Annotated in this window: 32 protein-coding genes; 17 read left to right on the top strand and 15 right to left on the bottom strand. The window is 62.5% G+C overall.

Annotated elements, in window-relative coordinates; genetic code table 11:
• Nucleotide 1 precedes the first annotated feature (1 nt).
• From LB525_RS00760 to LB525_RS00770, 3 genes are read left to right on the top strand one after another with little or no spacing between them, the layout of a single operon-like run.
• Nucleotides 2-343, top strand: coding sequence for a hypothetical protein (locus LB525_RS00760; protein ID WP_224543024.1), 342 nt, complete (start codon nucleotides 2-4; stop codon nucleotides 341-343).
• Entirely contained in the window at nucleotides 340-1,218 is an 879-nt protein-coding gene (locus tag LB525_RS00765; RefSeq protein ID WP_224543025.1) for a cytochrome c oxidase assembly protein, read from the top strand. The genes LB525_RS00760 and LB525_RS00765 overlap by 4 nt, the downstream gene beginning before the upstream one ends.
• Complete coding sequence (locus tag LB525_RS00770) at nucleotides 1,199-1,615, top strand: c-type cytochrome (RefSeq protein ID WP_224510172.1); 417 nt, start codon at nucleotides 1,199-1,201, stop codon at nucleotides 1,613-1,615. Before LB525_RS00765 ends, LB525_RS00770 begins: the two co-directional genes overlap by 20 nt.
• Here LB525_RS00770 and LB525_RS00775 read toward each other — a convergent pair whose 3' ends face one another.
• The 12 genes from LB525_RS00775 to LB525_RS00835 form a co-directional block, all read right to left on the bottom strand.
• Nucleotides 1,616-2,422: an ABC transporter permease gene (locus tag LB525_RS00775; protein ID WP_224543026.1), complete on the bottom strand. Its 807-nt coding sequence runs from the start codon at nucleotides 2,420-2,422 to the stop codon at nucleotides 1,616-1,618.
• Complete coding sequence (locus tag LB525_RS00780; RefSeq protein ID WP_224543027.1) at nucleotides 2,419-3,144, bottom strand: ABC transporter ATP-binding protein; 726 nt, start codon at nucleotides 3,142-3,144, stop codon at nucleotides 2,419-2,421. The genes LB525_RS00775 and LB525_RS00780 overlap by 4 nt, the downstream gene beginning before the upstream one ends.
• Nucleotides 3,141-4,103 (bottom strand): PQQ-dependent catabolism-associated beta-propeller protein, encoded by a 963-nt coding sequence (locus LB525_RS00785; RefSeq protein WP_224523231.1) that lies wholly within the window; start codon nucleotides 4,101-4,103, stop codon nucleotides 3,141-3,143. Before LB525_RS00785 ends, LB525_RS00780 begins: the two co-directional genes overlap by 4 nt.
• The gene (locus LB525_RS00790) at nucleotides 4,091-5,284 is read right to left on the bottom strand and encodes an ABC transporter substrate-binding protein (RefSeq protein ID WP_224543028.1); all 1,194 of its coding nucleotides are present in this window, start codon (nucleotides 5,282-5,284) and stop codon (nucleotides 4,091-4,093) included. Before LB525_RS00790 ends, LB525_RS00785 begins: the two co-directional genes overlap by 13 nt.
• Nucleotides 5,285-5,493: 209 nt before the next feature.
• Nucleotides 5,494-6,003, bottom strand: coding sequence for a ferritin-like domain-containing protein (locus LB525_RS00795; RefSeq protein WP_224543029.1), 510 nt, complete (start codon nucleotides 6,001-6,003; stop codon nucleotides 5,494-5,496).
• A 75-nt stretch (nucleotides 6,004-6,078) separates the two neighbouring features.
• Nucleotides 6,079-6,945, bottom strand: a complete 867-nt coding sequence (locus tag LB525_RS00800; protein WP_140839307.1) for a DUF3618 domain-containing protein — start codon at nucleotides 6,943-6,945, stop codon at nucleotides 6,079-6,081.
• Complete coding sequence (locus LB525_RS00805) at nucleotides 6,942-7,334, bottom strand: phage holin family protein (protein ID WP_095768531.1); 393 nt, start codon at nucleotides 7,332-7,334, stop codon at nucleotides 6,942-6,944. The genes LB525_RS00800 and LB525_RS00805 overlap by 4 nt, the downstream gene beginning before the upstream one ends.
• A complete protein-coding gene (locus tag LB525_RS00810) occupies nucleotides 7,331-7,942 on the bottom strand; it encodes a hypothetical protein (protein WP_224543030.1) in 612 nt (203 codons plus the stop codon). Before LB525_RS00810 ends, LB525_RS00805 begins: the two co-directional genes overlap by 4 nt.
• Nucleotides 7,943-8,103: 161 nt before the next feature.
• Nucleotides 8,104-8,559, bottom strand: a complete 456-nt coding sequence (locus LB525_RS28650) for a hypothetical protein (RefSeq protein ID WP_224543031.1) — start codon at nucleotides 8,557-8,559, stop codon at nucleotides 8,104-8,106.
• A complete protein-coding gene (locus tag LB525_RS00820; RefSeq protein WP_224543550.1) occupies nucleotides 8,543-8,980 on the bottom strand; it encodes a hypothetical protein in 438 nt (145 codons plus the stop codon). Before LB525_RS00820 ends, LB525_RS28650 begins: the two co-directional genes overlap by 17 nt.
• A gap of 242 nt (nucleotides 8,981-9,222) precedes the next feature.
• Nucleotides 9,223-10,170, bottom strand: coding sequence for an alpha/beta fold hydrolase (locus tag LB525_RS00830; RefSeq protein WP_224543032.1), 948 nt, complete (start codon nucleotides 10,168-10,170; stop codon nucleotides 9,223-9,225).
• 90 nt (nucleotides 10,171-10,260) lie between these two features.
• Complete coding sequence (locus LB525_RS00835) at nucleotides 10,261-10,506, bottom strand: hypothetical protein (RefSeq protein WP_095768528.1); 246 nt, start codon at nucleotides 10,504-10,506, stop codon at nucleotides 10,261-10,263.
• A gap of 237 nt (nucleotides 10,507-10,743) precedes the next feature.
• Between LB525_RS00835 and LB525_RS00840 the strand changes: the two genes are divergently transcribed.
• Nucleotides 10,744-10,938, top strand: coding sequence for a hypothetical protein (locus tag LB525_RS00840; RefSeq protein ID WP_140839317.1), 195 nt, complete (start codon nucleotides 10,744-10,746; stop codon nucleotides 10,936-10,938).
• Between the two features lies 1 nt (nucleotide 10,939).
• Here the strand turns inward: LB525_RS00840 and LB525_RS00845 are convergent, their stop codons facing one another.
• Nucleotides 10,940-11,266: a hypothetical protein gene (locus tag LB525_RS00845; RefSeq protein WP_224543033.1), complete on the bottom strand. Its 327-nt coding sequence runs from the start codon at nucleotides 11,264-11,266 to the stop codon at nucleotides 10,940-10,942.
• A gap of 236 nt (nucleotides 11,267-11,502) precedes the next feature.
• Here LB525_RS00845 and LB525_RS00850 point away from each other — a divergent pair, with 236 nt between their 5' ends.
• The 7 genes from LB525_RS00850 to pqqE all read left to right on the top strand — a co-directional run bounded on the left by LB525_RS00850 (nucleotide 11,503) and on the right by pqqE (nucleotide 15,893).
• On the top strand, nucleotides 11,503-11,832 hold the full coding sequence (locus tag LB525_RS00850; protein ID WP_224523243.1) for a low affinity iron permease family protein: 330 nt from the start codon (nucleotides 11,503-11,505) through the stop codon (nucleotides 11,830-11,832).
• Nucleotides 11,833-11,976: 144 nt separating this feature from the next.
• Nucleotides 11,977-12,495 carry a ferritin-like domain-containing protein gene (locus LB525_RS00855; protein WP_095768525.1) on the top strand — a complete coding sequence of 173 codons (519 nt, stop codon included), beginning with the start codon at nucleotides 11,977-11,979 and terminating at the stop codon, nucleotides 12,493-12,495.
• Nucleotides 12,496-12,554: 59 nt separating this feature from the next.
• Nucleotides 12,555-12,650, top strand: coding sequence for a pyrroloquinoline quinone precursor peptide PqqA (locus LB525_RS00860; RefSeq protein WP_108702850.1), 96 nt, complete (start codon nucleotides 12,555-12,557; stop codon nucleotides 12,648-12,650).
• Between the two features lie 126 nt (nucleotides 12,651-12,776).
• Entirely contained in the window at nucleotides 12,777-13,715 is a 939-nt protein-coding gene (gene pqqB, locus LB525_RS00865) for a pyrroloquinoline quinone biosynthesis protein PqqB (RefSeq protein ID WP_224523355.1), read from the top strand.
• On the top strand, nucleotides 13,712-14,467 hold the full coding sequence (pqqC, locus tag LB525_RS00870) for a pyrroloquinoline-quinone synthase PqqC (RefSeq protein ID WP_224523252.1): 756 nt from the start codon (nucleotides 13,712-13,714) through the stop codon (nucleotides 14,465-14,467). Before pqqB ends, pqqC begins: the two co-directional genes overlap by 4 nt.
• Before the next feature lie 23 nt (nucleotides 14,468-14,490).
• Nucleotides 14,491-14,760 carry a pyrroloquinoline quinone biosynthesis peptide chaperone PqqD gene (gene pqqD / locus LB525_RS00875; protein WP_224523261.1) on the top strand — a complete coding sequence of 90 codons (270 nt, stop codon included), beginning with the start codon at nucleotides 14,491-14,493 and terminating at the stop codon, nucleotides 14,758-14,760.
• Nucleotides 14,757-15,893 carry a pyrroloquinoline quinone biosynthesis protein PqqE gene (gene pqqE / locus LB525_RS00880; RefSeq protein ID WP_095768521.1) on the top strand — a complete coding sequence of 379 codons (1,137 nt, stop codon included), beginning with the start codon at nucleotides 14,757-14,759 and terminating at the stop codon, nucleotides 15,891-15,893. Before pqqD ends, pqqE begins: the two co-directional genes overlap by 4 nt.
• 59 nt (nucleotides 15,894-15,952) lie before the next feature.
• On the opposite strand, the gene LB525_RS28655 is transcribed toward pqqE, so the two are convergent.
• Together LB525_RS28655 and LB525_RS00890 are read right to left on the bottom strand one after the other, a co-directional pair.
• Nucleotides 15,953-16,207 (bottom strand): DUF6894 family protein, encoded by a 255-nt coding sequence (locus tag LB525_RS28655; RefSeq protein WP_095768520.1) that lies wholly within the window; start codon nucleotides 16,205-16,207, stop codon nucleotides 15,953-15,955.
• A 357-nt stretch (nucleotides 16,208-16,564) separates the two neighbouring features.
• Nucleotides 16,565-17,665: a mandelate racemase/muconate lactonizing enzyme family protein gene (locus LB525_RS00890; protein ID WP_224523267.1), complete on the bottom strand. Its 1,101-nt coding sequence runs from the start codon at nucleotides 17,663-17,665 to the stop codon at nucleotides 16,565-16,567.
• A gap of 235 nt (nucleotides 17,666-17,900) precedes the next feature.
• Between LB525_RS00890 and LB525_RS00895 the strand changes: the two genes are divergently transcribed.
• The 6 genes from LB525_RS00895 to LB525_RS00920 all read left to right on the top strand — a co-directional run bounded on the left by LB525_RS00895 (nucleotide 17,901) and on the right by LB525_RS00920 (nucleotide 24,883).
• Nucleotides 17,901-18,569 (top strand): FCD domain-containing protein, encoded by a 669-nt coding sequence (locus LB525_RS00895; RefSeq protein ID WP_224543034.1) that lies wholly within the window; start codon nucleotides 17,901-17,903, stop codon nucleotides 18,567-18,569.
• A 24-nt stretch (nucleotides 18,570-18,593) separates the two neighbouring features.
• Nucleotides 18,594-20,255, top strand: coding sequence for a GMC family oxidoreductase (locus tag LB525_RS00900; protein WP_224543035.1), 1,662 nt, complete (start codon nucleotides 18,594-18,596; stop codon nucleotides 20,253-20,255).
• Nucleotides 20,256-20,313: 58 nt separating this feature from the next.
• Nucleotides 20,314-21,294 carry an ABC transporter substrate-binding protein gene (locus tag LB525_RS00905; protein ID WP_224543036.1) on the top strand — a complete coding sequence of 327 codons (981 nt, stop codon included), beginning with the start codon at nucleotides 20,314-20,316 and terminating at the stop codon, nucleotides 21,292-21,294.
• Between the two features lie 61 nt (nucleotides 21,295-21,355).
• Nucleotides 21,356-22,909 (top strand): sugar ABC transporter ATP-binding protein, encoded by a 1,554-nt coding sequence (locus LB525_RS00910; RefSeq protein WP_224543037.1) that lies wholly within the window; start codon nucleotides 21,356-21,358, stop codon nucleotides 22,907-22,909.
• Nucleotides 22,906-23,910 carry an ABC transporter permease gene (locus LB525_RS00915; protein WP_140839330.1) on the top strand — a complete coding sequence of 335 codons (1,005 nt, stop codon included), beginning with the start codon at nucleotides 22,906-22,908 and terminating at the stop codon, nucleotides 23,908-23,910. The genes LB525_RS00910 and LB525_RS00915 overlap by 4 nt, the downstream gene beginning before the upstream one ends.
• Nucleotides 23,911-23,914: 4 nt before the next feature.
• Nucleotides 23,915-24,883 carry an ABC transporter permease gene (locus tag LB525_RS00920; protein WP_224543038.1) on the top strand — a complete coding sequence of 323 codons (969 nt, stop codon included), beginning with the start codon at nucleotides 23,915-23,917 and terminating at the stop codon, nucleotides 24,881-24,883.
• Nucleotides 24,884-25,052: the final 169 nt, after the last annotated feature.

The raw sequence follows: 25,052 nt of genomic DNA on the forward strand, positions 1-25,052 counted from the left end.
AATGCGCGCGCTGCGACTGGGCACGTCCTGGGGTGGTTTGTTGTCGGGGCCTTTGGCCTGGGCAATCTCGACGCAGTTGAACTATTCGCTCGTGCACTGGCAGTGCAATCGCCAGGTGCAGGTCGTGCTCCCGGTGGCGCTGTTGCTGGCCGTATTTTCTCTGCTGGGCGGCGCGCTATCTTGGCGGGCGAAGCGGCAAGGCGGCGCCGCCTTCAAGCCTGAGCGCATGCGCAGCACCGAGCGTTTCGTCGCCGATCTCGGCATGCTCGCGGCGCTGCTGTTCGCCCTCGTCATCCTCATGCAGGGCAGCGCCGCGCTTATCCTCGACGAGTGCCTGCGATGAGCCTCGAGGCCTTCTTTTCGACCTCGATCTGCTATGGCGCCGGCGCGCCCGAGGCCGGATGGACGTTGGCGTTTCCCATCACGCTTCCCTTGGCAGTGCTCGCGCTTATTTATGCGCTCGGCGCAAGCCGGCTATGGCGCCGCAGCGGCCGGGGCCGACCGGAGCGGCTACGACAGGCTCTGTTGTTCGCGGCCGGTTGGGGCGTGTTGACGGGAGCGCTGGTCAGCCCGATACACGCGCTCGGCGAGCGCGTGTTCTCAGCCCACATGATCGAGCACGAGTTGCTGATGGCCGTAGCGGCGCCGCTCCTTGTCGCCGCCTGCCCCGGCGCGGCCTTGATGTGGGCATTGCCGGCCAAACTTCGCCGAGGGACAGGAAAGCTCACCCACGGCAAGGTGCTGCAGGCGCTCTGGGCCCTCGCCGCGCGCCCGCTCAGCGCGACGGTCCTTCATGGGATAGCAATCTGGACCTGGCACATTCCGGCGCTGTTCAAGGCAGCGCTGCAGCAGGGGGTGCTGCATTATGCGCAGCATGCGAGTTTCCTCGGCACTGCCTTTCTGTTCTGGTGGGCGCTTCTGCCACGTTACGGCCGACGGCAAACCTGTGGCAGCTCCGTCATGCATCTTTTCTTCACCTCGCTGCATACCGGCCTGCTCGGCGTCCTGTTGCTGTTATCGCCAAAACTCTGGTATCCGGCGAATGCCTCCGGCGCGGCGATCTGGGGCCTGAGCCCGATCGAGGACCAGCAGCTCGCCGGGCTAGTAATGTGGGTTCCGGCCGGTTTGATCTATGGCGGAGCGGCCTTGCTGCTCGCCGGCCTTTGGATAAGCAACAGTGGAACCAGGGAGGCAACGCATGCGCTCCGACCTGGCTAGGCTGATCGGCGGCGCCCTTGCCGCGATCCTCCTGCTGGCCGCGGCAGTCGGCGCGGCGGCCTTATGGACCGACCGGCGCGAGCGCGTCCGGCACGAGTCGGATGTGGCGACCGGCGGCGTGGGCGCACGCGCCATTCCGATCATGACCGCGAATGGCTGTTCCGGCTGCCATACGATTCCCGGCGTGCCGGGAGCGCAAGGCCAGGTCGGGCCGCGCCTCGACGGCAGCCTAGCCGGCCGTGTCTATATCGGCGGCGTTCTGGCAAACAATCCGGAGAACCTGATCCGCTGGATCCGGTCGGCAAGGGAAATCAACCCGCATACCGCCATGCCGTCGACAAGGATCACCGAGCAGCAGGCGCGCGATATCGCGGCCTATCTCTATGCCCTCAGATAATCAGCCTTCGCCGCCGCGCCGGGACCACAAGCCGCGGCCTGGTTCGTAGCCGACCACCGCCGCCAGGAAGAATGCCCCAAGGCAGGCGACAACGACGAGCATGGAAACCAAATCGAACCGCAGGTAGAGCGCGAAGCGGATCAGCTCGACCGCCGAGCTGAATGGGTTCCAGGCGGCGATCGTCGCCAGCACCGGGCCGGCTTCGGCGAGCCGCCAGATCGGATAGAGCGCCGTCGAGGCAAAGAACATCGGGAAAATGACGAAGTTCATCACGCCGGCGAAGTTCTCCATCTGGGTCGAGATCGAGGACACCAATAGGCCGAATGCACCGAGCATCAGACCCGACAGCACGAGCGCCGGAAACACGGCAACATAGCCCAGGATCGGCGGCCGCACGTCCCAGAAGCGCGCCACGAAGAGGAACAGGTAGACCAGCGGCAGGCCGACGATCACGCTGGCCAGCAGGCGCGCGGCAAGCAGGTACCAGCGCGGCAAAGGTGCCGTCAGCAGCAGGCGCATGCTGCCCATCTCGCGGTCGTAGACCATGGCCAGCGAGCTTGCCATGGCATGAAACAGCAGCATCATGGCCACCAGCCCGGGCACAACATAGGTCTCGTAGAGGACATAAGTCTGGTAAGGCGGCGTGATCGACAGGCCGAGTACCGAGCGGAAGCCGGCGGCGAAGATCGCCAGCCAGACAAGCGGGCGGACCATCGCGGAGAACAGGCGCGCGCGCTGCCGCAGCGTGCGCAGCATTTCCCGCTGCAAGATGCCGTGGAGCGCCCGCAATGCGTGATGCGTCTTCATGGCGACCCCGTCAGCGAGGCGAATGCCTCCGCGATGCTTTCGACCCCAAGCTCGGGAGAGATGCGATCAGCGCGACCGGCCCAGCGCACCCTGCCCTGATCCAGCACGACGATGTCGTCATCGGCTCCCACTTCTTCGAGGAAATGCGTCGCCCACACAACGGCAATGCCGCGCTCGCGGCAAAGCTCTCTCACATGCCGCTCGAGCGCGCGCCGTCCCGGCACGTCGAGCCCGGCGGTCGGCTCGTCGAGCAGCAGCAGGCGCGGACCATGCATCAGCGCCCTTGCGATCTCCACGCGTCGGCGCTGACCGCCGGACAGCGCGCGGGCGGGATGATCGATCCTGTCCAGCACTCCCAGGCGGCTGAGTTCCTCCCTGGAGCGCTCCTTGCTCAGGTCTGTAGGAAGCCCGTGCAGGGCCGCGTGGTAGCGCAGGTTCTCCCCCACCGTCAGGTCGAGATCGAGCGTCGGCAGTTGGAAAACGATGCCCATTTGCGCGAGCGTGGCGGATGGGTTCGCCTCCATCGCCTGGCCAAAGACATGCACAGCTCCTGCCCGCGCGTGATAGAGACCAGTGATCAGCGAGAACAAAGTCGTCTTGCCGGCCCCGTTGCGTCCAAGCAGGACGCACATCCTCCCTTCAGCCACAGCGAACGAGACCCCCTGGAGAACCCGCCGGCTTCCGAAACTGTGGCCCAGATCCTCGACCGACAAGGCGTTCATGGGCCGATCACGACGCTCCATGGGCCGCGCCCCACCGGCAGCGATTTCACCACTTCCTGATTCTCCAGGTCGATGAAGGAGATATCGCCGGAGTTGCCGTTGGCGCTGATCAGGCGCTTCTGGTCGTCCGAGAGCGCAACATGCCATGGCCGCTGGCCGACAAGGTAGAGGCGCCGGACCGTCAGTGTCTTGGTATCGACCTCGGCAATCCTGTTGGCCGGACCGAGCGCTACATAGGCGTTATCGCCGTCGCGCGAAATTAGGATACCGACCGCCTGCACGCCCTCGCGCCGAATACCCGGCACCTCGAACTCGATCTTGCCCGTTTGAGCGCGCGTCGCGGCGTCGAACACCGTGGCGGTGCCGCGGATTTCGGACGACACCCACAATTGCTTGCCGTCCGGCGAAAACGCGGCCGCGCGCGGCCGCGTGTCGATGAGCAGATTGTCGATGAGCTCGAGCGTGGCGGCATCGATAAGATGAACCATGCTCGTGGTCTCGGAGGTGCAGGCGACCGTTCGGCCGTCGGCACTAACCGCCATACCTTCCGGCTCGACCCCGACATCGACGGTGCCGATAACCTTGGCCGCCGCGATATCCACGACCGAAACCAGATTGTCGTTCTCATTGGCCACAAAGAGCCGTTTGCCATCCGGGTGGGCGATGAAGAATTCCGGATCGGCGCCGGAAGGCAATCGACCGACCACCTGCCGCTTGGCGAGATCGACCATATCGATGCGGTTATCGTCGCCTTCGGCAACGAACAGCGTCTTCTTGTCGATCGAAAGCGCCATTCCGCGCGGACGCCGGCCGACTTCGATCGTGTCCTGAAGGGTCATGGTCGCCCCGTCGACGACCGCGACGGTGTTGTCCTGCTCGTTGGAAACGTAAATCGTCTCTGCCCTGGCGGAAGGAGCGAGGACCAACATCGAAAGGACGAGCGCGATCAGAACTTGCACGTGCTCTCCTCCAGATCGATGCCCAGAGTGTCGAGCGTCGTACGCTGGTGCAGGAAGCCCGGCTGTGGCGAGCTCGAGACGATCAGGCGAGGACCAGCGATAAGGATGGGCTGGCGCATCTGCCCGTCCCACTGACGGAAACTCAGCCCCTGTCCCTTGAAGCCGGCGAGAAGGAAATCGTCGCTGCGCAGATAGTTTCCGATCGCGGTCGGATCGAGACTGTGCAGCCGCGTTGCCGCCTCGCCAATGCTTCTGACGGCAAGCCAGGCGGCGTAGTCGCTGGGCAGCATCCAGCGCCCGGCGAGCTTGTGGAAGCGATCCTGGAGCTGCGTGGCGCCCCACTCCTCGTTGACCGCACTCCAGCCGGTTGCGACCAGCCCTTGCGTCCCGGCCACCGGCCTCGGAAGAGCGGTGCGCCCCTCGAGATAGGCGCCGAATTCATCCGCTTCATCGGCAGCAACCAGAACATCATAGTCGCTGACTTGCGTGGCGGCCGGGATCTCGGTCTGCAGCGTGACGTGCCCCGTGTCCGCGCGGCCATTGGCGGGCCGGAACGTCCAGGGCTGGTCGACAGTGATTTCCGCTCCGAAGCGCGTCGCGGCGCGCCTTAAGGCAGCCGCCATCGCCTTATCCTGCGGATGCGGGCCGACCAGCAGGAACCAGTGCTGCCAGCGTTTCCAGATCAGATATTGCGCCAGGGCGTCGGCGAGCATGGCGTGGCTCGGAATTGTGTGCAGCACGTTCTTTCGGCAATCCTCCTGACGCAGGCGATCATCGGGTGCGCGGCTGTTGAACAGCGTCATCCGCTCGGCGCCAGGAGCTGCGCTCGCCTGCAGCAATTGGGGGGCATCCAGATCGGCAACCACAAAGCTGAGGCCGGCGGCGGCGAATTCCTTGATCGCTTCGGCTGGCGTCTCGCCGGGCTTGAGGATGACTTGCTGCAACCGGAATTGCTGGCCGAGAAAGCGGCCGGTGCTGGCATCGTCGGCGATGCCGAGCCGGGCACCTTGCAGGCCGTCGTCGGTGACGACCTCGTCCAGCGGCCCGAGGGGCAGAGGTGGTTTGCGCTGTTCGCCGAGATAGCCGATCACCAACGTCTGCGGCTCGGCCAGACCGGGCAGGGCCATGGCGAGCAGCATGAGAAACGTCAGCGCCAGCCGCTTCCGGCTCAGGTCGGACAAGCCAAGTCGGATGTTCAATATCGGCATGGGCACTCCAGGATGGGAGCGACCCTAATGTTTTGAAAGAAGGAATGTTCCTGGATTCATGCCAACCGGGCCCGCCCTATTCAACCATCGGGGCGGGCCCAGCCTTCGACCGGTAGAGGGAGGACCGACCGCGACCCTAACAGCTGGAAATGCGGATTGTTCCTGGCGGTGGTCTTTCCAAGTCAGCGTTTCGCGCTGTCGCTGTCGGCGTCCGCCCGCGTCAGGAACTTTTGCGTGACTTGCGGCAGGTTGCTCTTCAGCCACTCGGCCATGGCTTCTTCTTCGCGCAGGTTCTGTTCGCAAACACGGGCAATCTCAGCCTCGCCCGCGGCGTTGGCCGCGGCGATGAGGATCGTATAGGACGCGATTTCCATGTGCTCGAACGTGTAGCTCGCCAGAGAGCCTTTCATGACTTCGTCGCCGGCGAAGACGCCGCTGATCGACTGCGCTGTAGCGGTCAGCTTGCCGCCTGCGTCTTTCAACATGGAGGAACCTTCATCGAGGCGATCTAGGCAGGTCTTCAGCCGCCTCGCCTGCTCTTTCGTCTCTTCCAGATGGCTGCGAATTCGCTCGCTGAGTTCAGGGTAGCTCTCAATCCGGCTCAATTGCCCCGACAGCATCGTCTCTGCCTGTTCCTCCATGGCGTGAGCGTCCCTCAGCCATTGGACAAGCCATTCGCGCGATTCAGCCATTGCGGTGTCTCCATCTATCTGACGCCGCCCGAACCGAGGGAGGCGCGCATTGTTCCTTGAGTGTTGAAAAAGCGGCTACGATTTCCCGGACGAGGACGCGTCGGAATCGGAAAGTTTCTCGCGCACTGATTCGTCGGCCTTGTCGGCCGCGGCTTTGACGACCCCGCCGACCTTGTCGGCCAGCGTGCCCTCGCTCGACGCCTGCCGTCCGGCTTCGTCGCTTGCCGACTGGTAGGCTTCCGCCGCGACTTGCGTTGCGGTGTCGAGGCCTTCTTTCAAAGTGTCTTCGGCACTATCCCGAAGCCTCTCGCGATAGGTGCCCAATCGCTCGTCCTCGACCTCTGTGTGGGGCAGCATGGCGCCGATGGCAGCTCCGATGGCGAGGCCGACGGCAGCCACCGCGAGAGGCTGGTCCTCAAGCAGACTTTGTGCCGAGCGGCCGGCACTCGTTGCCATATCGGCCGCAGCCGCCGCCGAGCTCGCCAGTGTGTCGGCTGCGCTGCTTGCCACGTTCGACACTGTGCCGGCAGCTTCGTTAGCCATTCCCGAGACAGTTCCGGCCGCCCCGCTGGCCCCTTCGGCGACAGCGCCTGCCGCATCCGAGGCGGTCGAACCTATTCCAGCGCCGAACGCTCCATGATCGAGGCCAGGACCGCGCCGCGTCACACCATCGGTACCAGCCGGGGTGGCGGAGGCGCCACTGCCCAACATCAGCCAGGCCAGGCCCGCGCCGATCACCGTCAGCGGCAATGGATTGTCCCGAACCTGGGCCTTCAGGTTGTGAAGCATTTCGGAGCCCGCACCGCCTCTGAAATGCCCGGTGAATTCGTCAAAGAGCTGCCCTGGGGTCATCTTGTCGCGAATGGAGTCTGCGGTCGCCACCACTCTTGCGCGCGTGGCTTCCGCTTCGCGTTCGAGCTCTGCTGCGGATCTCTCGGTCATCTCGCTTGTTCCTTGATCACGTTCACGTCACGCTTGAGCTGTTCCTGTGTACGGTCCGGCGCGAGCTCGGAAGGCGCCATGCTCGCCATGCCGGTCCGCAACAGGATCACGCCAAGCACGGCAACGACCACGCCAACGAGCAAAGCGGACCACCCGGCGCCCAGACCAAGGCGGGCCAGAGCGATCACGAGCGCCTGCAACAAAACCAGCAGCGCAGCGAGCAGGCATATCGCGCCGCCCAGCACCTCGACGGCGCCTGCGCCAGCCTTGGTCGCGTTCTCCGAGATCTCCGCTCTTAGGAGCCTCGCCTCCGTTTGCACGAGCGTGCTCACCTGTTGCGCCAGATCGGCGACCAATGTGCCGAGACTTGGATTATCGTGAGTGCTCATTTCTTCAGCTCCGCTGCCTTGCCGGGTATGCCGCCGTCGGAACCCCAATTTGAGGGAGCGCTATCCCGTCGTGCACTCCTTCCCAGGCCGGTTTGTCCGGAACGTTCAGGCTTGGCCGCGGCCTGCGTCGGGCGGCGCGTGCCGGGCGGCGAAGCCTTCATGAAGCGGCCAAGTGCCAATCCCGCCAGAACCGAACCGGCAAGAAGCGCTCCAGGATTCTCGCGGCCAAAGGACTGAACGTCTTCGAGCACTTGTCCGAACGGCTTCTCCTTCAACGAGGAGGACAGCCGCTCCAGCCCGCTTGCGGCCTCCTGCATGAACTTCGAGGCCGCACTCTGGTCGCTGTTAGCCAAGTGATCGCTCGCGGCGCGCAGGGCGCCGCCGAAAGCGGCCAGGCTCGATCCGATATCGCGCTGCGTCTGCTCGGCCTTTTCGGAGACGGCCTGCTGGGCTTCGGCGGCATACGCTCCAGCCCTGCGGGCGACCTCGTCGCGGGCATCGTGGAGAGCTTCGCCGGCGCTTTGGGTTTCTTGCTGGATCCGGTCGGAAACTTCGTCCTTCGCCTTGGCGAAGTCGGACTCGGGGCCTCGATCATCCTCGCGCTGCATGGTGCCTCCTAGTGAAAGCCGAGGAAGGAAAGCACTGCGAGCACAACAACGATCAGTCCGATGAGATAGATGACACTGTTCATGGTGCAGCCTCCTCGATGCAATCCGAACTTCCGGCCGGCTACGATGTTCCCCTGGACGAGCAGCTTTTTAGCGAGTTCTCATTTGCCCATGGGCTTTGCCTTCAAAGCGGCAAGCTTCTCGTCTGGGCAAAGCAGCCTGGGGCGTGTCGGATCGGAGATATCGATCTTGCCCCAGGGAATGCGATAAAGGCCCTCGCGGCGCCTCAGCGCGAAGAAGTCGAGCAATGCGGTGCCGACAGTCGACGCGGACAGTCGCTCGAACGCCGCGAAGATGCCGATATGGAATTCGGTGACGACGAGATCGTCACCATCCTGCTCTGCGACGATCTCTTCGATATAGCCGATGCTCCTGCCGCGCTCGGAGAATACGGGCCTGCCGGCAAGATGCTCGAGATTCACAGTCGCCATCCTCGCCCAGATGAGCTGGTAGCCGAACAATGCACCGGCCTGCGCCGCCGTCGCCATCGAGCCGACCTCCACGAAGCCGCCGACGCTGGTCACGACACCGAGTGAAATTTCAAGCAGCTTCTTCATTGCTGCTGCGCAAAATACTGGCGACAGGCCACAGCGAGATCGCCTTGCGCGGCCCGAAGCTCCTGTTGCGCCTGACCGACCTGGGCATCCTGTTCGGCCTCGACCGCGTCCTTGGCCCGCCTTGCGCATTCGACAGCCGGGTAACAGCCGCTACCAACGAATCTCGCTTTCCCCGGTCGGAGGGAGACGCCGATTCCACTTGCCGGCCGGCGGCGAGTGTCTCGGCGAAGGTTTGCAATGCAGAGGACGCATAATGGGACGGCGCGGCGCCGGAGAGCCAGGCGTCGCTCAACAGCACTTCCGCCTGCGCCGTCGAGGCCGCACGCTTCGCTTGCTGGTCAATCGTTTTAGACGAGGAGCAAGAGGCAAGCGCCAGCAGGGGCAGGAAAGCCCGGCTCGGCCGGGCAACGGTGCGCGACATCTTCCCCTCGCTGCAATCGCATCAAATCCCGAAGATCAAGCCGCAGCCACGCGAAAGTTCCTCCGTGTTCGGGTTTTGCGCCGCCGATTGCCTGTTGCAGGGCGCGCGCGAAGATCGGGTTCGGCTTTTCCACCCTGACCGGGAATTGCAATTTCTTTGTCGGTAAAATACGTGGCTGGTTCTCCGTTGGAGGCCAGCCGAATCTCGGCCGTATTACTCTGTTCCGCGGACCGCGCACCTAATCATGTCGTGCGAGCCGGTTGCTTCGCCATGTCACCAATGTTGGCAAGAGCCGCAACCTTGTCGATCATCGCTAGGATCACCTGCGGATTGCTTTGATGCACCATATGTCCCGCATCCAAAACGATTTCTACGAGCGAGTGGCTTATCTCTGATTGCAGCCGCAGCGCCTCGGCCTTGGCATCGAACAGCTGGTCGCCCGCGCCGGCAATTATCCCGACAGGGACGGCGATGTCAGCATATCGGCGATTTGGGAAGAGTGCCGATGCCAGCATCAGAAAGGATTCAGCGGATGTGGAGCGCAGCTGCGAGGGCCGGCTCGCCAATCCTCTTGTCATCGCCGCAAAAGGCATCGCGACCGTTGCCGGATGAAAAATCTGCTTCATCGCCCAATGCCAGTTCAGCCTGACCAGCGAAGGCAGCAAAGCGTGGCGCAGCACCGTCCCGAGCAGTGGAACCGCCGGCAGCGCAGAAATGGCAAGGGCCAGTCTCGGCGACGGGTAATGATAGCCGGCGACGACAACGACGCCAGCTACCGACCGGCGATGCCGGCGCGCCATCTCGAGCGCCACCGCTGCACCCCAGGAATGGCCGACAACCATGTAGCGCCCGATGCCGAGTTTCGCGACCGCGGCATCGATGACGTCGGCCTGGGCAGCTGCGGTCCAAGGTCTGCCGGCCGGGCGTGGACTCATGCCGAAGCCGGGCCTGTCGAAGGCAAGTACGCGATATCTGGCGGCGGCTCTGCCGAAGATGCCGCTTGTCGTGAAGTCTTCCGCCGAGGCGCCATTGCCGTGCAACAGCAGAAGCGGTTGCCCATTGCCCGCCTCCAGGAAATGCAGCTTCGTTCCCCGGAGATGGATGAAGCGCCCGAGCGGACGTGCGGCCAACGCCCGTCGCGCAAGCTGGCCATTGTACAGGGACAAGCCAACCGCTGCCGCCGCAAGCAACAGAAGCAGGTTCTTCCTGAACTTTGCCGTCATCGTTGGAAATCAGGCGGTGTGGCGGAGCAGGCCACTTTACAGCCGCCCTGCTCGCTATCAGGCCGACCCTTTCTGAGGCAGCTCGGTCTCTTCCTCGACTTGGTCGCGCAGGCTCTGCTCGGCCTCCTTCTTATCAGCCCCCGCCGACGGCTTTTGCCGGGCGAGCTCGCGATCCACAATCTTGCGCGAGCCTTCAACCGGATCTTCCTGCGGCGAATCCCTGTCCGCTCCTGTTTGCTGGCCGGTCCGATCGCTGCTTGGGGTTGATCGCGCGGGATCGTCGTTTTGCCGGGGCTTCGTCATTGAGCACCTTCTCCGCTTTCATCGGATGTCTGCTGACTTCCGGGCAAGTTGGAAGCCGGCCAAACCTCTGTGGCCGGCCTTTGTTCCGTGGGCAGCGGGATCGACCTCGTTACTGCTCCGCAGCCGGGAGAAGCAACAGCCTCTTGCAACAAATGTGGTTGAGGCTGAACTGCTGCACTTCTACGAGTGCGGCAAGCGTCCGGTTGCGTCCTGCGTCCGCCTCGCGAGGAAGGAACCATGACGCGCCACTCTCAACTCAGTCTTTTGGAATTCGAGGCGCTAACGCAGGCAGCTTCGAAACTGTCGAAGGATCACGGCGGAACGCTGGAAAGCTTGGTGACCTCCCTGTTCGAAGCGCTGCGCGAAGGAGAGACTTGCCCAAAGACGGTTCTGGACGCGGTAATTTCGACGCTGACCAAGGAGAACCGCTAGACTAGACAGCCGGCTTCCCGGAGCCCTCGGCATCATCCTGTTCAGGCTCGACATCTTCCAGGGCATCGATGACAGGCGCCAGCGAATTCTCGTGATCAGCACTGAATTCCGACCCTCTGTTTTCCTCGCCGGCTTTGTCTAGTGCACGTTGGATGGCGTCCTCAATGTTGCCCACCTCCTGCTCGCGCACCTCGCGACCGTAGCCGGCGGCATCGGCGTCTTGCTCGAATTGCTGCGCCAGCATCGCAACGCTGATCTCGGTGTCGGTCGGCAAGTTGCCGACATTCTCTGCCAGCCAGCTTCGCAGGAATTCCTTTGTCGCGTTCATGGAGCACCTCCTCCTCGACGCGAGATAACTGGACGGGGACGCCGATGTTCCGCAAATCCGAAACGGCGGGGAATGGACGGATCGCTGCACGGTGGGGAGCTTGAACACTCTGAGGAGACACTCGATGGCTTTCCACGGCGAGAGCGCTTGACACGAGGGGGACGTTCCCGCCTCGAGCTAGGTTCCAGCCCAACGTATCCAGCGGGAACCCGGATTGCGCTCAGCCGTTCGCAGGCATGGCAACATTGCAGCTTCGAGAAGCGCTGACCAAAGTCGGCACACTGACGTCCCGACCGGCGGCCTTTTTGATTTTGGGCGGCTACACTCTTGCTTGGTACGTCTTCGAGCGGGAGACACTTGACTGGCACGGCGCCGCGACGCTGATCACCTGGGCAATGACGCTGTTTATTCAAAGGGCCGAGCATCGCGACACCCAAGCATTGCAGGCGAAACTCGATGAGCTGATCAAGGCGAACGCCAAGGCTCGCAACGAGATCGCCGGAATGGACGACAAAGAGCCGGAGGAAATCGAGCGGATGCGCGATGTCGGACGAGGCGGAAGTTGACGTCTCCTCAACCGGACTGCCTTCGGAGCTAAGTCGTTGTGAGCACGGCGCCAGCGATGATGACACTCTTGTCGGAACTTCGGGTCTCCGGGCGGATTAGGAAGAGTGCCGCAGGCGCATCCCTACACCCAAGGAGGACCTAAGATGCCGAAAAAAGCTTCGTCCGCGACCTCGAACGGCTTGGAAAGCCTGTTCCTGGACGGACTAAAAGACATTTATTACGCTGAAAAAAAGATCCTGAAGGCTTTGCCAAAGCTGGCGAAAGCAGCACAGTCCGAAAAGATAAGCGCCGCTTTCGAAAAGCACCTCAAGGAAACTGAAGACCAGGTGGACCGCCTGGAACAAGTCTTCGACATGCTCGGCAAGCCGGCCAGGGGCAAGACCTGCCCTGCTATCGACGGCATCATCGAGGAGGGCTCGGAAATCCTCGAAGAGTACAAGGACGAGCCGGCGCTTGACGCAGGGCTGGTTGGCGCCGCGCAAGCGGTCGAGCACTATGAAATCGCGCGCTACGGCACGCTGATCGCATGGGCCGAACAGCTCGGTCTCAAGGATGCTCTTCCGCTGCTCCGACAAACGTTGAAGGAAGAATCGGCAACCGACGAGGCGCTCAACGCTCTTGGCGAGAGCGACGCCAATCAACGTGCTTTGCAGGCGGCCTAGCAAAGTGGACCACTTGGCCCTAACGGCCGTCGATCTTATGGTTGCAGAAGGAGAACTCGATGAAGAAGACCTGGAAGAAACCAACCATGTGTCAGGTGGCGGCGGGCTTCGAGATATCGCGATATCTGCCTGCTGAAATCCGGCCGAAAAAGTAGCCCGTGAATTTGCATGCCCTGCTCGACGGGGCATGCAATTCTTTGCGATATCAGAAGACGCGGACGCAAATCGACCGCAGCCGTAAAAGTGGCGCCGGTCAGTTGGCCCGCTGGGCATGCATTGCCATGCGCGTGAAGATCGTCGGATCGGCGGCGGGAGGCGGCTTTCCGCAGTGGAATTGCAATTGCCGCCTGAGCCGCGCGGCTCGCAGGGGCATGCCCGGCGTGCGTTCGCGAACCCAATCATCCATCGCCGTATCGGCGGATGGGACAGGTTGGGTCCTCTTCAACGCGTCGCCCGACATCCGCCAGCAGATTGCGCAAGCGTCCGAGCTGCAGCCCGCGGCCGATGCACCGCTGCGCTCGACGCCTATCCGCGCGGTGGTGCTGACCAATGCCGACGTGGACCATATCGCCGGCCTGCTCAGCCTGCGTGAGCGGCAGCCTTTCGCGATCTATGCGACCGCGCAGGTGCTCGCGACACTGGCGGCCAATTCGATCTTCAATGTCCTTGATCCGGCGATCGTGCCACGGCGTCTCTTGGCGCCGACACAGGAGATGGCTATCTGCGGCGCGGACGGCCACCCGACCGGCGTGATCGTCCGCAGCTTTCCGGTGCCGGGCAAGATAGCGCTCTACCTCGAGCAAAGAGGCGATCCCGCCGCCGATTTCAGCTCGGACACCGGCGACACGATCGGCGTCCGCATCAGCGAGACCGGCGGTCGCGGCGCGGTTTTTTACATTCCGGGCTGCGCGCGCATCGATGCCGCGCTGCGCGCGCGCCTGGCCGGTGCTGCCTGCCTTCTGTTCGACGGCACCGTCTACACGGACGACGAGATGATCACGGCCGGCGTCGGCCAGAAAACCGGCGCGCGCATGGGGCACATCGCAATGTCCGGAGAAGCAGGTTCTATCGCCGGCCTGGCCGATGTGAAGATCGGTCGCCGTATCTTCATCCATATCAACAACACCAATCCTGTTCTGGACGAGAATTCCGCCGAACACGCGGCGGTCAAGGCGGCTGGCTGGGAAGTCGCCAGCGATGGCATGGAGCTTGAATTGTGAGCGATTTCCACGACGCGGCCCGAGGCGGACTGTCCAAGAACGAGCTCGAGGCCGTGCTGCGGCAGGTCGGCGACGAGCGCTATCATAACCGCCATCCTTTCCATCACAGGATGACCGGCGGCGCCTTGTCGAAGGTCGAAATGCAGGCCTGGGCGCTGAACCGTTATTGCTATCAGGCCGTCATTCCGCGCAAGGACGCCATGATCCTGGCGCGTGCCGAGGATCCGGCGTTTCGCGCCGCCTGGCGCAAGCGCATCGAAGACCATGACGGTGATGACGGCTGGAGCGGCGGCATCGCGCGCTGGCTGCACCTGGCGAGCTCTCTTGGGCTCGATGCCGAAGCCGTCAAGGGCGAAAAGCTGGCCCTGCCGGCGACCCGTTTCGCCGTCGGCGCCTATCTTTCCTTCTGCACGAACCATACGCTGCTCGAGGCGGTCGCGTCATCGCTGACCGAGATGTTCTCGCCGACGATCATTGGCGAGCGGGTGCCGGCGATGCTGGCCAGATACGACTACATCACCGAGGATACGCTGGCCTATTTCAGCCGGCGGCCCGAACAGGCATCGCGCGACGCCGATTTCGCCCTCGCCTATGTGCTGGCCCATGCCGACACGGCCGAACGCCAGCAGCAGGCGATCGATGCGCTGGTGTTCAAATGCGACATACTCTGGGCCATGCTCGATGCGCTCCAGCATGCTTACGGCGCGCCGGGAAACATACCGCCCGGCGCCTTCCGCCCGGCGGCCTCATGACGGCACTACGGGAAAGAGCCATCGTGTCGTTGCGGTCGGCGCCATCGCTGCCCAGGCATGTGCGCATCCAGTACGATCCCGTGCGGCAGGCGTTCGCCGTGCTTTCGCCGGAGAAGGTATTCTGGCCGAACGAGATCAGTCTCGACATACTGCGCCGCTGTGACGGCCGGTCCACGGTCGAGCGCATCATCGCCGATCTTGCGGCCGACTATGACGCGGATCCGGAGGACGTGGCGGCCGACGTCATCGCCTTCCTGCAGGAATGGTCGGACAAGCTTTTGGTGAAGCTATGAACGCGCCCCTCCTGCCCCCGATCGGCATGCTGGCGGAACTGACGCATCGCTGCCCGCTGCAGTGCCCTTATTGCTCCAATCCGCTCGAGCTGCTGAAGGCCAACCACGAGCTCGACACGCAGACCTGGCTCGATCTGTTCTCGCAGGCCGCCGATCTCGGTGTCCTGCAGGTGCATCTTTCCGGCGGCGAGCCGACGCTGCGTCGCGACCTCGAGCAATTGATCGCCGGGCTTTCGGCGCGCAGCGTCTACACCAACCTCATCACCGCCGGCGTCGGCATTGCCGAGGGCCGCATCGAGGCCTTTGCCGAAGCCGGTCTCGACCACCTGCAACTAAGCTTCCAGGGCGCCCGTCCGGCGACCACCGACCGTATCGGCAACCACCGGGGCAGCCACGAGAAGAAGCTGGAGACGGCACGCCGCGCCCGCGCGGCCGGGCTGCCCCTCACCATCAATGCGCCGGTCCATCGCCACAACATCGAGGAAGTGCCGGAATTCATCGATCTCGCCCTCTCCTTGGATGCGGAGCGGCTGGAGATCGCGAACGTCCAATATGCCGGTTGGGCGCTCGCCAATCGCGACAGGCTGATGCCCGACCTGGCGGCGGTCAACCGGCAGGCGGACATCGTCACGGCGGCACGCGAAAGGCTCGCCGGAATCATGAACATCGATTTTGTCACGCCGGATTATTTTGCCGTGTATCCCAAGCCATGCATGGGGGGCTGGGCGCGCGACGCCTTCATGGTCGCGCCCGACGGCACCGTGTTGCCGTGCCATGCCGCCCAGACCATTCCCTCGCTGCGCTTCGAGCGCTTCGGAGACCGCAGGCTCGCCGAAATCTGGGCCGACTCACCGGCATTCAGCGCCTTCCGCGGCACCGACTGGATGCAGGAGCCGTGCCGAAGCTGCGAGCGGCGTGAGATCGATTGGGGCGGCTGCAGGTGTCAGGCGATGGCGATCGCCGGCGATGCGGCGGCAACGGATCCGGCCTGCATCAAGTCGCCGATCCACAAGCGAATGGCGATGCTGACCGACGCCGCGCAGGCAGCGCCGGAGGGAAATGAAAGCTTCATTTTCCGGCGGATCGGCGCCACAACCCCACGTGACGCGCGCACTGATCATGGCCCCCGATGACGGCCCACCCAAGAATGTTCGGCGGCGGACCACTTCGACGCAACGTCCTATGACGCTTCTCACCGGCCAACCAGGTGCAAGAGCGGCAACGATTGTGAGACCGTGAGAGTTGCTGAATATATCGCCCTGCCGGTTTCATCATGGACCGAGATCGCCAGGGTCTCATCGACGTCGCTCTCAGCCATTTCGTCGACGGCGATGTCGTGCAGCGTCTTAAGCGCTTCTCGTCGCATGTCGCGCAGGCTGTCCAGTTCAACCCACGCATCGGCAAATCGCTGGCCGTTTCTTGTAACTTCGAAAACGTACCGTGGCATTCAGCCATTGTGAGCACTTCGGATGCCAGCGCATTTAACTTTGAGTGATCGCAATGGGCAGAGGGACGAGGTCTCGCAAAAAAGTTGATACCTTGCGCGTAGTAGCAGTCGGACATTTGCTTCATTGGCCAGGTGCTCCGCTTCGCCTGCGACAGCCCAATAGCGATATGTCATTCGCTTCTGCCGGGAGCACTTGACCGGCCGCCGTGGACCCCCACTCGCCGTTCGGCGGGTGCTGCTTATTCGCGGCGCGCTCCTTTTCCAGCGCGATAGCCTCTCGACGCTTCGAAGCGACCGTGGCTGGTCCGCTCGGCAAGCTGGCTCTTTCGGGCCAGGTCGGTCCGTTACCGATCTGGCTTAGACCCTCTCCTCAAAGCCATCCAGCTTACGCCAGTCAAAGCTGACACCAATGCCTGGCTCGTCTGGGGCGACTGCCAGCCCATCCTGCAGCCTGAGCGGACGAGTGGTGTACAGGTCGATGTCGAAACTGTGCGCCTCCACCCAACCAGCGTTTGATTGGCCTGCGACCAAACTGACATGTAGTTCCTGCATGCCGTGGCTGCACACCGGAATTCCAGCCTTGCGCGCAAGCTCGGCGACCCGCAACCAGCCTGTGATGCCGCCACAGTTCGACGCGTCTGGTTGGATGTAGGATAGCTTCGACCACGCGAAGGCATGCTCGAACTCCTCGATCACATGCAGGTTCTCGCCCATGGCCAGCGGCATGCCCGTCGCCTCGGCAATGGCAGCGTAGCCCTGGTAATCGTCAGGTATGATGGGCTCCTCGAACCAGAGCAGCTCGTAAGGCGCGAATGCTTTCGCCGCTTCGATCGCCCGATGAATGTCGAGCGCGTAATTGGCGTCCACCATGAACGGGGTGTGCGGCCCGATGCGCTCGCGGATCGCCTTAACTCGGGCGACATCCTCCGCGAGGTCGTCTTTGCCGACCTTGATCTTCACAGCATTGAACCCGGCGGCGAGATAGGAGTCGATGCTCGCCAGCAACTGATCGAGGGAGAAGTTCAGGTCGATGCCGCCGCGATATGCCTTGGCTGTCTTGCCGGCCCTGCCTGCCATTTCCCAGAGTGGCCGGCCGATGCGCCGGCCCTGCAGATCCCAGAGCGCTATGTCGAGCGCAGAAATCGCAAAGGACGCGATGCCGCCGCGTCCAACATAATGGATGTGCCATAGCATCCCATCATGGAGCGCCTCGATGTCGGTCGCGTCCCGTCCTTTCAGGAACGGCGCCAGATCGTGCACGATCATGGCTCCGATCGCATGCCCACCTTTACCTCCAGTGTAGGTGTAACCAGTCCCTTCGCTGCCGTCCGCCAGCCTCAGGGTCGCTGTCACCAGCTCAAAATGCGTGTGAGCACCATGCTTGGCGTCGGTCATTACTTCACGCAGCGGCACCCGGAAAAGCCGGACCTCTACGTCCGTGATTATTGTATCGCCCATTGCGAGGCTCTCATCGTCTGGCCTATTTTCGTCATACCATAATTGCACTCTATCGGGCTGATCGCAACCAGATCGGTGATCCACCGCGATTTTAGTCCGATGATAACTCGCTGGACCTTGTGCTTTGGTCCGATCTGCGCATTAATGACTGCGTGAAGTGGAGGACGGCTTGTTAAGTACACCACAGCATCTTGGAACGCGGGCCACGAGCGGAGCTGCTCGCGCGGCAGACGCCATGGTGATTGGAATCGAAGCGGATATCGTCTCCGGCAAGCTCGGTGATGGCAGCTTCCTGCCGGCCGAGCGCGAGTTGATGGCCGAGTACGGGGTTGGCCGCGGCGTGGTGCGTGAAGCGGTCGCTCGCCTGGCAAGCCGCGGTCTTATCGAAGCGCGTCCACGCTTTCGCCCAGTGGTCCGCCGGCCGGGGCTGGACGCGGCGCTCGGCGCTTTGGAAGGTGTTGTCGGCCACCTGCTAAGCGCTCAGGCGGGAGTGAAAAACCTCTACGATACCCGGGTCTTTCTTGAAGCCGCTCTTGCGCGCAACGCCGCCATCCATGCGCGCAAGGACGACGTGGCCACGCTCAGATCAGCGCTCGAGATGAACGAGGCGGCGATACCGGATTCGGAAAAATTCTATGCCACCGACGTAGGATTTCACGCCGTGCTCTACCAGATCACGCGCAACCCGGTGATGCCCGCAGTGCACAAGGCCTTCACCGCGTGGCTGTCGCCGCATTGGATGCGCATGCCCCGATCGCCCGAGCGCAACCGCATCAATTTCCTGAGCCACCGCGAAATCTGCATGGCGATCATCGAGCGAGATCCGGATGGCGCCGAGCGGGCGCTGCTCAATCATCTTTCCGCGGCTTGGGAGTATGTCCGTGGCACATTTGAAATGTCGTGAGGGCCGGAGGGAGGACCGGCGAGAATGACGCAGACTTACGATCATATCGTGGTGGGCGGCGGAGCAGCGGGTTGCGTGGTCGCGGCGCGGCTGGTGAGGGCAGGACGGCGGGTCCTGCTTCTCGAAGCTGGGCATTCGCATCACCACCCGCTGCTCGATATGCCGCCGGGGATCTTCAAGATGATCAATGGCTCGAAGTTCATGCGCTATTACCGCACCGAGCCGCAGCAGCATCTGGATGGACGTCAACACGAAATCTCGCAAGGCAACGTGCTGGGCGGCGGCACCTCGGTCAACGCCCAGGTCTATATGCGCGGCCGTGCCTCGGACTATGACGAATGGGATGAGTTGCTGCGCGGCAACAATGCCGGCATCCGCTGGAACTGGCAGGCGGTGCTGCCCCACTTCACGGGCATGGAAGGCAACAACCGCCTCGGCGGCGAGTTGCATGGCAGCGAAGGACCGTTGCTTGTCTCCGACCCCGGTCACATTGACGACGTTTCGCGTTGGTTTGTACAGGCGGTCCAACGGCTCGGACTGCCCTACAATCATGACTTCAACGGGCCGTCGCAACGCGGAGTGGGCTTCTATCAGTTCATGAACCGGCGCGGGAAGCGTAGCAGCGCTGCCTATGCGTTTATCGAGCCATTGGCTAAGGATCCCAGGCTGACGCTGAGGCTGAATTCTGCCGCGAGGCAGTTGCTGATCCAGAACGAGCGCGCAAAGGGTGTAATCTACACTGACCAATCGGGAACCGAGCACGAGGCCCATGCGGACGGCGACGTGATCGTCTCGTCGGGCGCGCTGGTATCGCCGCAACTCCTTATGCTGTCAGGTATTGGCCCGGCCGAGGAACTTTCCAGACATGACATTGCCTGCGTCGTCGACCTTCCAGGCGTCGGCCAGAACCTGATCGACCATCCGGAAGTGCCCATCATTGCCACAGCAAACGGCCCGTATGGCTACTTTAAGCAGGGCCAGGGTTGGCGGATGATCAAGAACGGCCTGCACTTCAAGCTTTTCGGCGCCGGCACCATCCTTTCGGCTGGGGTCGAGGCCGGGGCTTTTGTCAATCCGACCGACCCGGACGGCGAACCGACGATCCAGGCTTTTTGCGTGCCCCATGTGTACCTGGACCGCGATATCCTGACCCTGGTCGAGAATACCTACGGCCTCACTGTGACGACTGTGGTCGTCAAGCCGAAGTCCCGTGGCTTCGTGAAGCTGCGTTCGGCAGATCCGAACGACATGCCGGTCGTCTCTCCGCACCTGCTCAAACATCAAGACGACATGAAGCAGATGATTGCCGGCCAGCGCTATTTCCTGAAGGCATTCCACGCGAAGCCACTGGCGGACCGCGTCAAGGCTGTAGCCGTCCCGCGGGAAGACGACCTCAGCGACGCGGCGCTCGAAAGGCACTGCAAGCGCTTCGTCAAAACGAATTACCATCCGGCCGGCACCTGCCGCATGGGCCCGGACAGCGATCGAATGGCCGTTCTGGACGCGGCCATGCGGGTGCGCGGGATAGAGAACCTGCGCGTTGCCGACATGTCGGTGTGCCCTAACATCAACGCCGGCAACACGGCTGCACCCGCCATGATGCTGGGCGACCGCTGCGCCGATTTCATTTTGGAAGCGGGCACAGTGACTCAATCGAGGGCGGAGTCTGCAAGCGAGCTGACCTAGCCCGCCATAGGCGAGGAATATTCAACGGCGTCAAAACGCGACAACCAAGGAGGAAAGCATGATCATTACCCGTCGGAAATTGTTGGTAGGCTCCGCCGTCGGCGTGGCCGCTCTTACCCTCGCTCCACGCGCCTTCGCCGCGCTCCCGCCACTTGCCAAGAAAAACAAGTATAAAGTTGGCTTCGCCCAGACCGAGAGCAACAATCCATGGCGGCTAGCGGAAACCAAAAGCATGCAGGATGAGGCTGCAAAGCTCGGCCATCAGCTCGTTTATACTGATGCCGCCGGATCCTCGGCCAAGCAGGCCTCCGACGTAAACTCCATGATCGCGCAGGGCGTCGACGCGATTTTCCTGCCTCCCCGCGAGGACAAGCCGTTGGTGCCGGTCATCCTGGCCGCGCGTGATGCCGGCATCCCGGTCTTTCTCATTGACCGCGATGTGGACCATACCATGGCCAAGCCTGGCCAGGATTACGTCACCTTCATCGGCTCCGACTTCATCAATGAGGGTAATCGCATCGCCGAATGGGTGGTGAAGAACGCCAATGGAAAATCGAAGATCATCGAACTGGAAGGCACCACCGGTTCCTCGCCAGCCAACGACCGCAAGAAGGGGTTTGACGACATCATCGCCAAGCACTCGGAATTCAAGATTGTCGCCTCACAGTCGGGCGACTTCGCTCGCGACAAGGGCCGCCAGGTGGCCGAGACGTTGCTGCAGGCCCATCCTGAAGCCGATATCATCTATGCCCATAATGACGAGATGGCGCTCGGCGCGATCGCAGCTCTCGAGGCGGCCGGCAAGACGCCCGGAAAAGATGTGCTGATTGTCTCGATAGACGGCGAAAAGGACGGCGTGCAAGCAATCGTCGACGGCAAGATCGGCGCCATCTGCGGCTGCAGCCCGCTTTTCGGACCGAAGGCTTTCGCCACGATGGCCGACTATGCCGCCGGAAAGCAAATCCCGCCCTTCATCAAGAACGACGATGACTTCTACGACGGCACGAACGCAAAGGACAAGATCAGTACGGCGTTCTGAAGCTATCTAGTTTATGGCGCCTCCCCCGCCTCGGCGGGGAGGCTTTTTCGGAGCTTTGCCGATGACGCGGCCGCCCGACGGACCTTCCCCGCTGCTTCTCGACATGCACGACATCCAAAAGCGTTTCGCCGGCATACCGGCGCTGGCGAACGTGTCGCTTTGCGTGCGCTCAGGCGAGGTCCATGCCCTGATAGGCCAGAACGGCGCCGGCAAATCAACGCTGATCAAGGTCTTGACCGGATACCACCGCAAGGATGCCGGGCAAGTGCTGTTCGAAGGCGAGCCCTTTGAGGTCCACTCGCCCCACCAGGCACAAGTCAACGGCATCAGCACGATCTATCAGGAGATCAATCTGGTCCCGCTACGGTCAGTGACGGAGAACATTTGCCTGGGTCGGGAACAGCGCCGTTACGGTCTGCTCGACTGGAATGCCATGCACGCGGAAGCCGAGCGCCTGCTGAGCCGCTTCGCAATTGGCATCGATGTTCGCCGTCCGCTTGGCGAGTTCAACACTGCAACACAGCAGATGGTGGCGATCGCCCGGGCTATAGGGTTCTCCGCGCGCCTTGTCATTATGGACGAACCGACCTCGTCCCTCGACGAACGCGAAGTTGGAGTGCTGTTCAGCGTCATTCATCAGTTGAAGGCTGAAGGGGTGTCCGTCATTTTTGTAAGCCACAAGCTCGACGAGTTGTATGAGGTCTGCGACCAGGTCACGATCATGCGTGACGGCCGCACCGTGCGCAGCGCCGCGATGAAAGAGATCGGCAAGCTGGAACTTGTTGCAGCTATGCTTGGCCGCGATGTCGCGGCTGTCGAGGGTCACGCCACAGCCTTCGGCGAGCGCGACCGCTCTAGAATAGGGGATGTGATGTTTTCGGCCCGAGGGCTTGGGGCCGGGCAGGCTGTCCGCAATGTGAACTTCGATCTCCGGCGCGGCGAGATCGCGGGGTTTGCGGGCCTCCTCGGCGCGGGTCGCACCGAAACTGCAAGGCTCGTGTTCGGTGCCGATCGCCCAAGCGCCGGCCAGATGACGATGGAGGGTGCCGCGTACCACCCCGACCGTCCCGCCGACGCGATCGCCGCCGGCATGGGCTTCTGCACCGAGGACCGCAAGGGAGAAGGTATCGTGCCGGAGATGACGGTGGCAGAAAACCTCACTCTTGCCTTGCTTCCGAAAATCAGCCGCAACGGCGTGCTGGACGACTCGCGTCAGCGCGAAATCGTCGAGCGGTTCATCCGCGAGCTCGGCATTAAATGCTCCGGACCCAATCAGAAGGTGCGGGAGCTTTCGGGTGGGAACCAGCAGAAAGTGCTGCTTGCCCGCTGGCTGGCGATGAATCCGAAGCTGCTCATACTCGACGAGCCGACAAGGGGAATAGATGTGGGTGCCAAGGGCGAGATCCAGCGTCTGATCCGGAGACTTGCAGATCAGGGCCTCGGCGTGCTCATGATCTCGTCAGAGCTGGAGGAAGTGATCGAAGGTGCGGATCGCATATTCGTTTTGCGCGATGGTGTCAGCGTGACCGAGTTGGAAGCTGAAGCCGCTAACGAAGAAAAAGTGCTGACCGCGATGGCGCACGGGACAAGCGCTTCCTCGGGGGCCACGACATGACCGAGCTGCCGAGGTCATATGCGGAGCGGGATGCCGTCGCGCGGAGCTTCGACCTCTTCGGCTTTCTGTCACGCTACGGGACCTTGATCGCACTTGTCTTGCTGGTTGCGTTCAACCTCGCCTTCACACGCAATTTCGCGACAATGCAGACGCTGAACGTCAACCTCACCCAGGTCTGCACGATCGTCATCGTAGCCGTCGGAATGACGCTCGTCATTGCCACGGGCGGCATCGATCTCTCCGTCGGATCGCTAATGGCTATTTCGGGTGCGCTGGCGCCGATGATCTTCATGGGCAAGATCCTTCCGATCGGAAGCATCTACCTGGGCGTGGCGGCCGCGATGATCGTCTCAGTACTCGTGGCCGGGCTGTTGGGGCTCTTCAATGGCTGGTTGGTCGCCCGCTTCCGAATCCAGCCCATTGTTGCGACACTGGTTCTGTTCATCGCGGGCCGCGGCATCGCTCAGGTGATGACGAACGGGAACCTGCAGACCTTCCGCGTACCGGAATTTCAATGGATCGGCCTTGCCCGACCCTTGGACATCCCGGCCCAAGTCATCATCATGGCTGTCATTGTCGCGGCAGCTGCATGGGCGTTGAAAAAAACGCTGTTCGGGCGATGCATATTGGCGGTCGGCGGCAATGAAAAGGCTTCCGAACTCGCTGGTATTGCAGTCTCCAAGATCAAGCTTGCTGTCTATGGCATAAGCGGCCTTTGCGCCGGGCTGGCCGGGCTAATCGTGATTGCAATCAACTCCTCCAGCGACGCCAACCTGGTTGGCCTTGGTATGGAGCTCGATGCCATCGCGGCTGTTGCCGTGGGCGGCACTCTGCTCAGCGGCGGCAAGGCCACCATCATCGGTAGCCTGCTGGGCGCGCTTACCATTCAACTGGTGCGCTACACCCTTCTGGCGAACGGGGTGCCTGACGCCGCTGCCCTGGTGGTCAAGGCAGGAATCATCGCACTCGCCGTGTGGCTGCAGCAGCAGCATCGCGGGTAGCCTTATGAATCGCGCCCGCCTCGTCCGCATTATTGGCACCTACGGCGTATTGATCGCCCTGGCTGCGCTCATTCTGTTCGGTTTCCTGCGTTATGATCGGTTCCTCAGCTTCTACAATGTCATGAGTCTCCTGCGTTACAATTCCATGTTCGCGCTGGTGGCGCTTGGTATGTGCTTCGTCATCATGACAGGGGGAATCGATCTTTCCGTGGGCTCCGTCGCTGCCTTGGGCAGCGTGGCTTCGGCATTGGCAAGCCCTTATGGAATCGTTCCTGGTCTCGCGGTGGGTATAGGCGCTGGGCTGGCCGCCGGGCTCATCAATGCGACCCTTGTCACACGCGCCAATCTGATGCCGTTCATAGCCACTCTCGCCACGATGCAGGCCGCCAGTGGCTCGGCCCTCCTGCTTGCGGGCAACCAGACCGTTTCGGTCTCCTATGAATCGGGCTTCACTGCCATCGGCCAAGGCAATTTCTGGACGTTTCCGATCCCGGCGGCGATCGCCGTCGTGGCATATCTCATTGGTTCCCTTGTCTTGAATTACACCGGTACCGGACGGGCGGTGCTGGCAATCGGCGGCGGCGAGGATGCTTCGCGTCTCATGGGCCTGCGGACCGATCGCGTAAAGTTTTTGGTCTATGTCGCGAGCGGGGGATTGGCAGGGCTCGCCGGCGTTATCCTGGCATCGCAGTTTGGGGCGGGACAGCCCATTGAAGGAGTGGGGTGGGAATTGTTCGCCATCGCAGCCGTTGTGGTCGGCGGGACGCTGCTCACCGGCGGCTCGGGTTCGGTTGTGACCACGCTCGCCGGCGTGCTCCTGCTCGGCATCCTTTTCAATGTTCTGAATTTCGAGAACGGGATGGGATGGATCTCGCTTTCAGCCTACTGGCAATCAGTGATCCGAGGACTGTTCCTCCTGGTGGTAGTTCTCCTTCAGGCCCGACTGACACGGCGGCGCCTCAACGCGCTCTGATCGTCTCGGTCCTCCCACTCAAGTGTTGCAAAAGGTTAGCTTGCAGGAATTCTCGTGCAAAGTCGGATCCGGGTGAGCACGCGACGTCAACGCGGCTCCGCGGATTCAGAAAACGCACGTTTTAAGTCATTCTGTCTTAAACGCAGGAACATTCCAGGTGTTGGGAGGT

Source organism: Mesorhizobium sp. CA16 (assembly GCF_020165175.1).
In the GTDB taxonomy this organism is placed as follows: Bacteria; Pseudomonadota; Alphaproteobacteria; order Rhizobiales; family Rhizobiaceae; genus Mesorhizobium.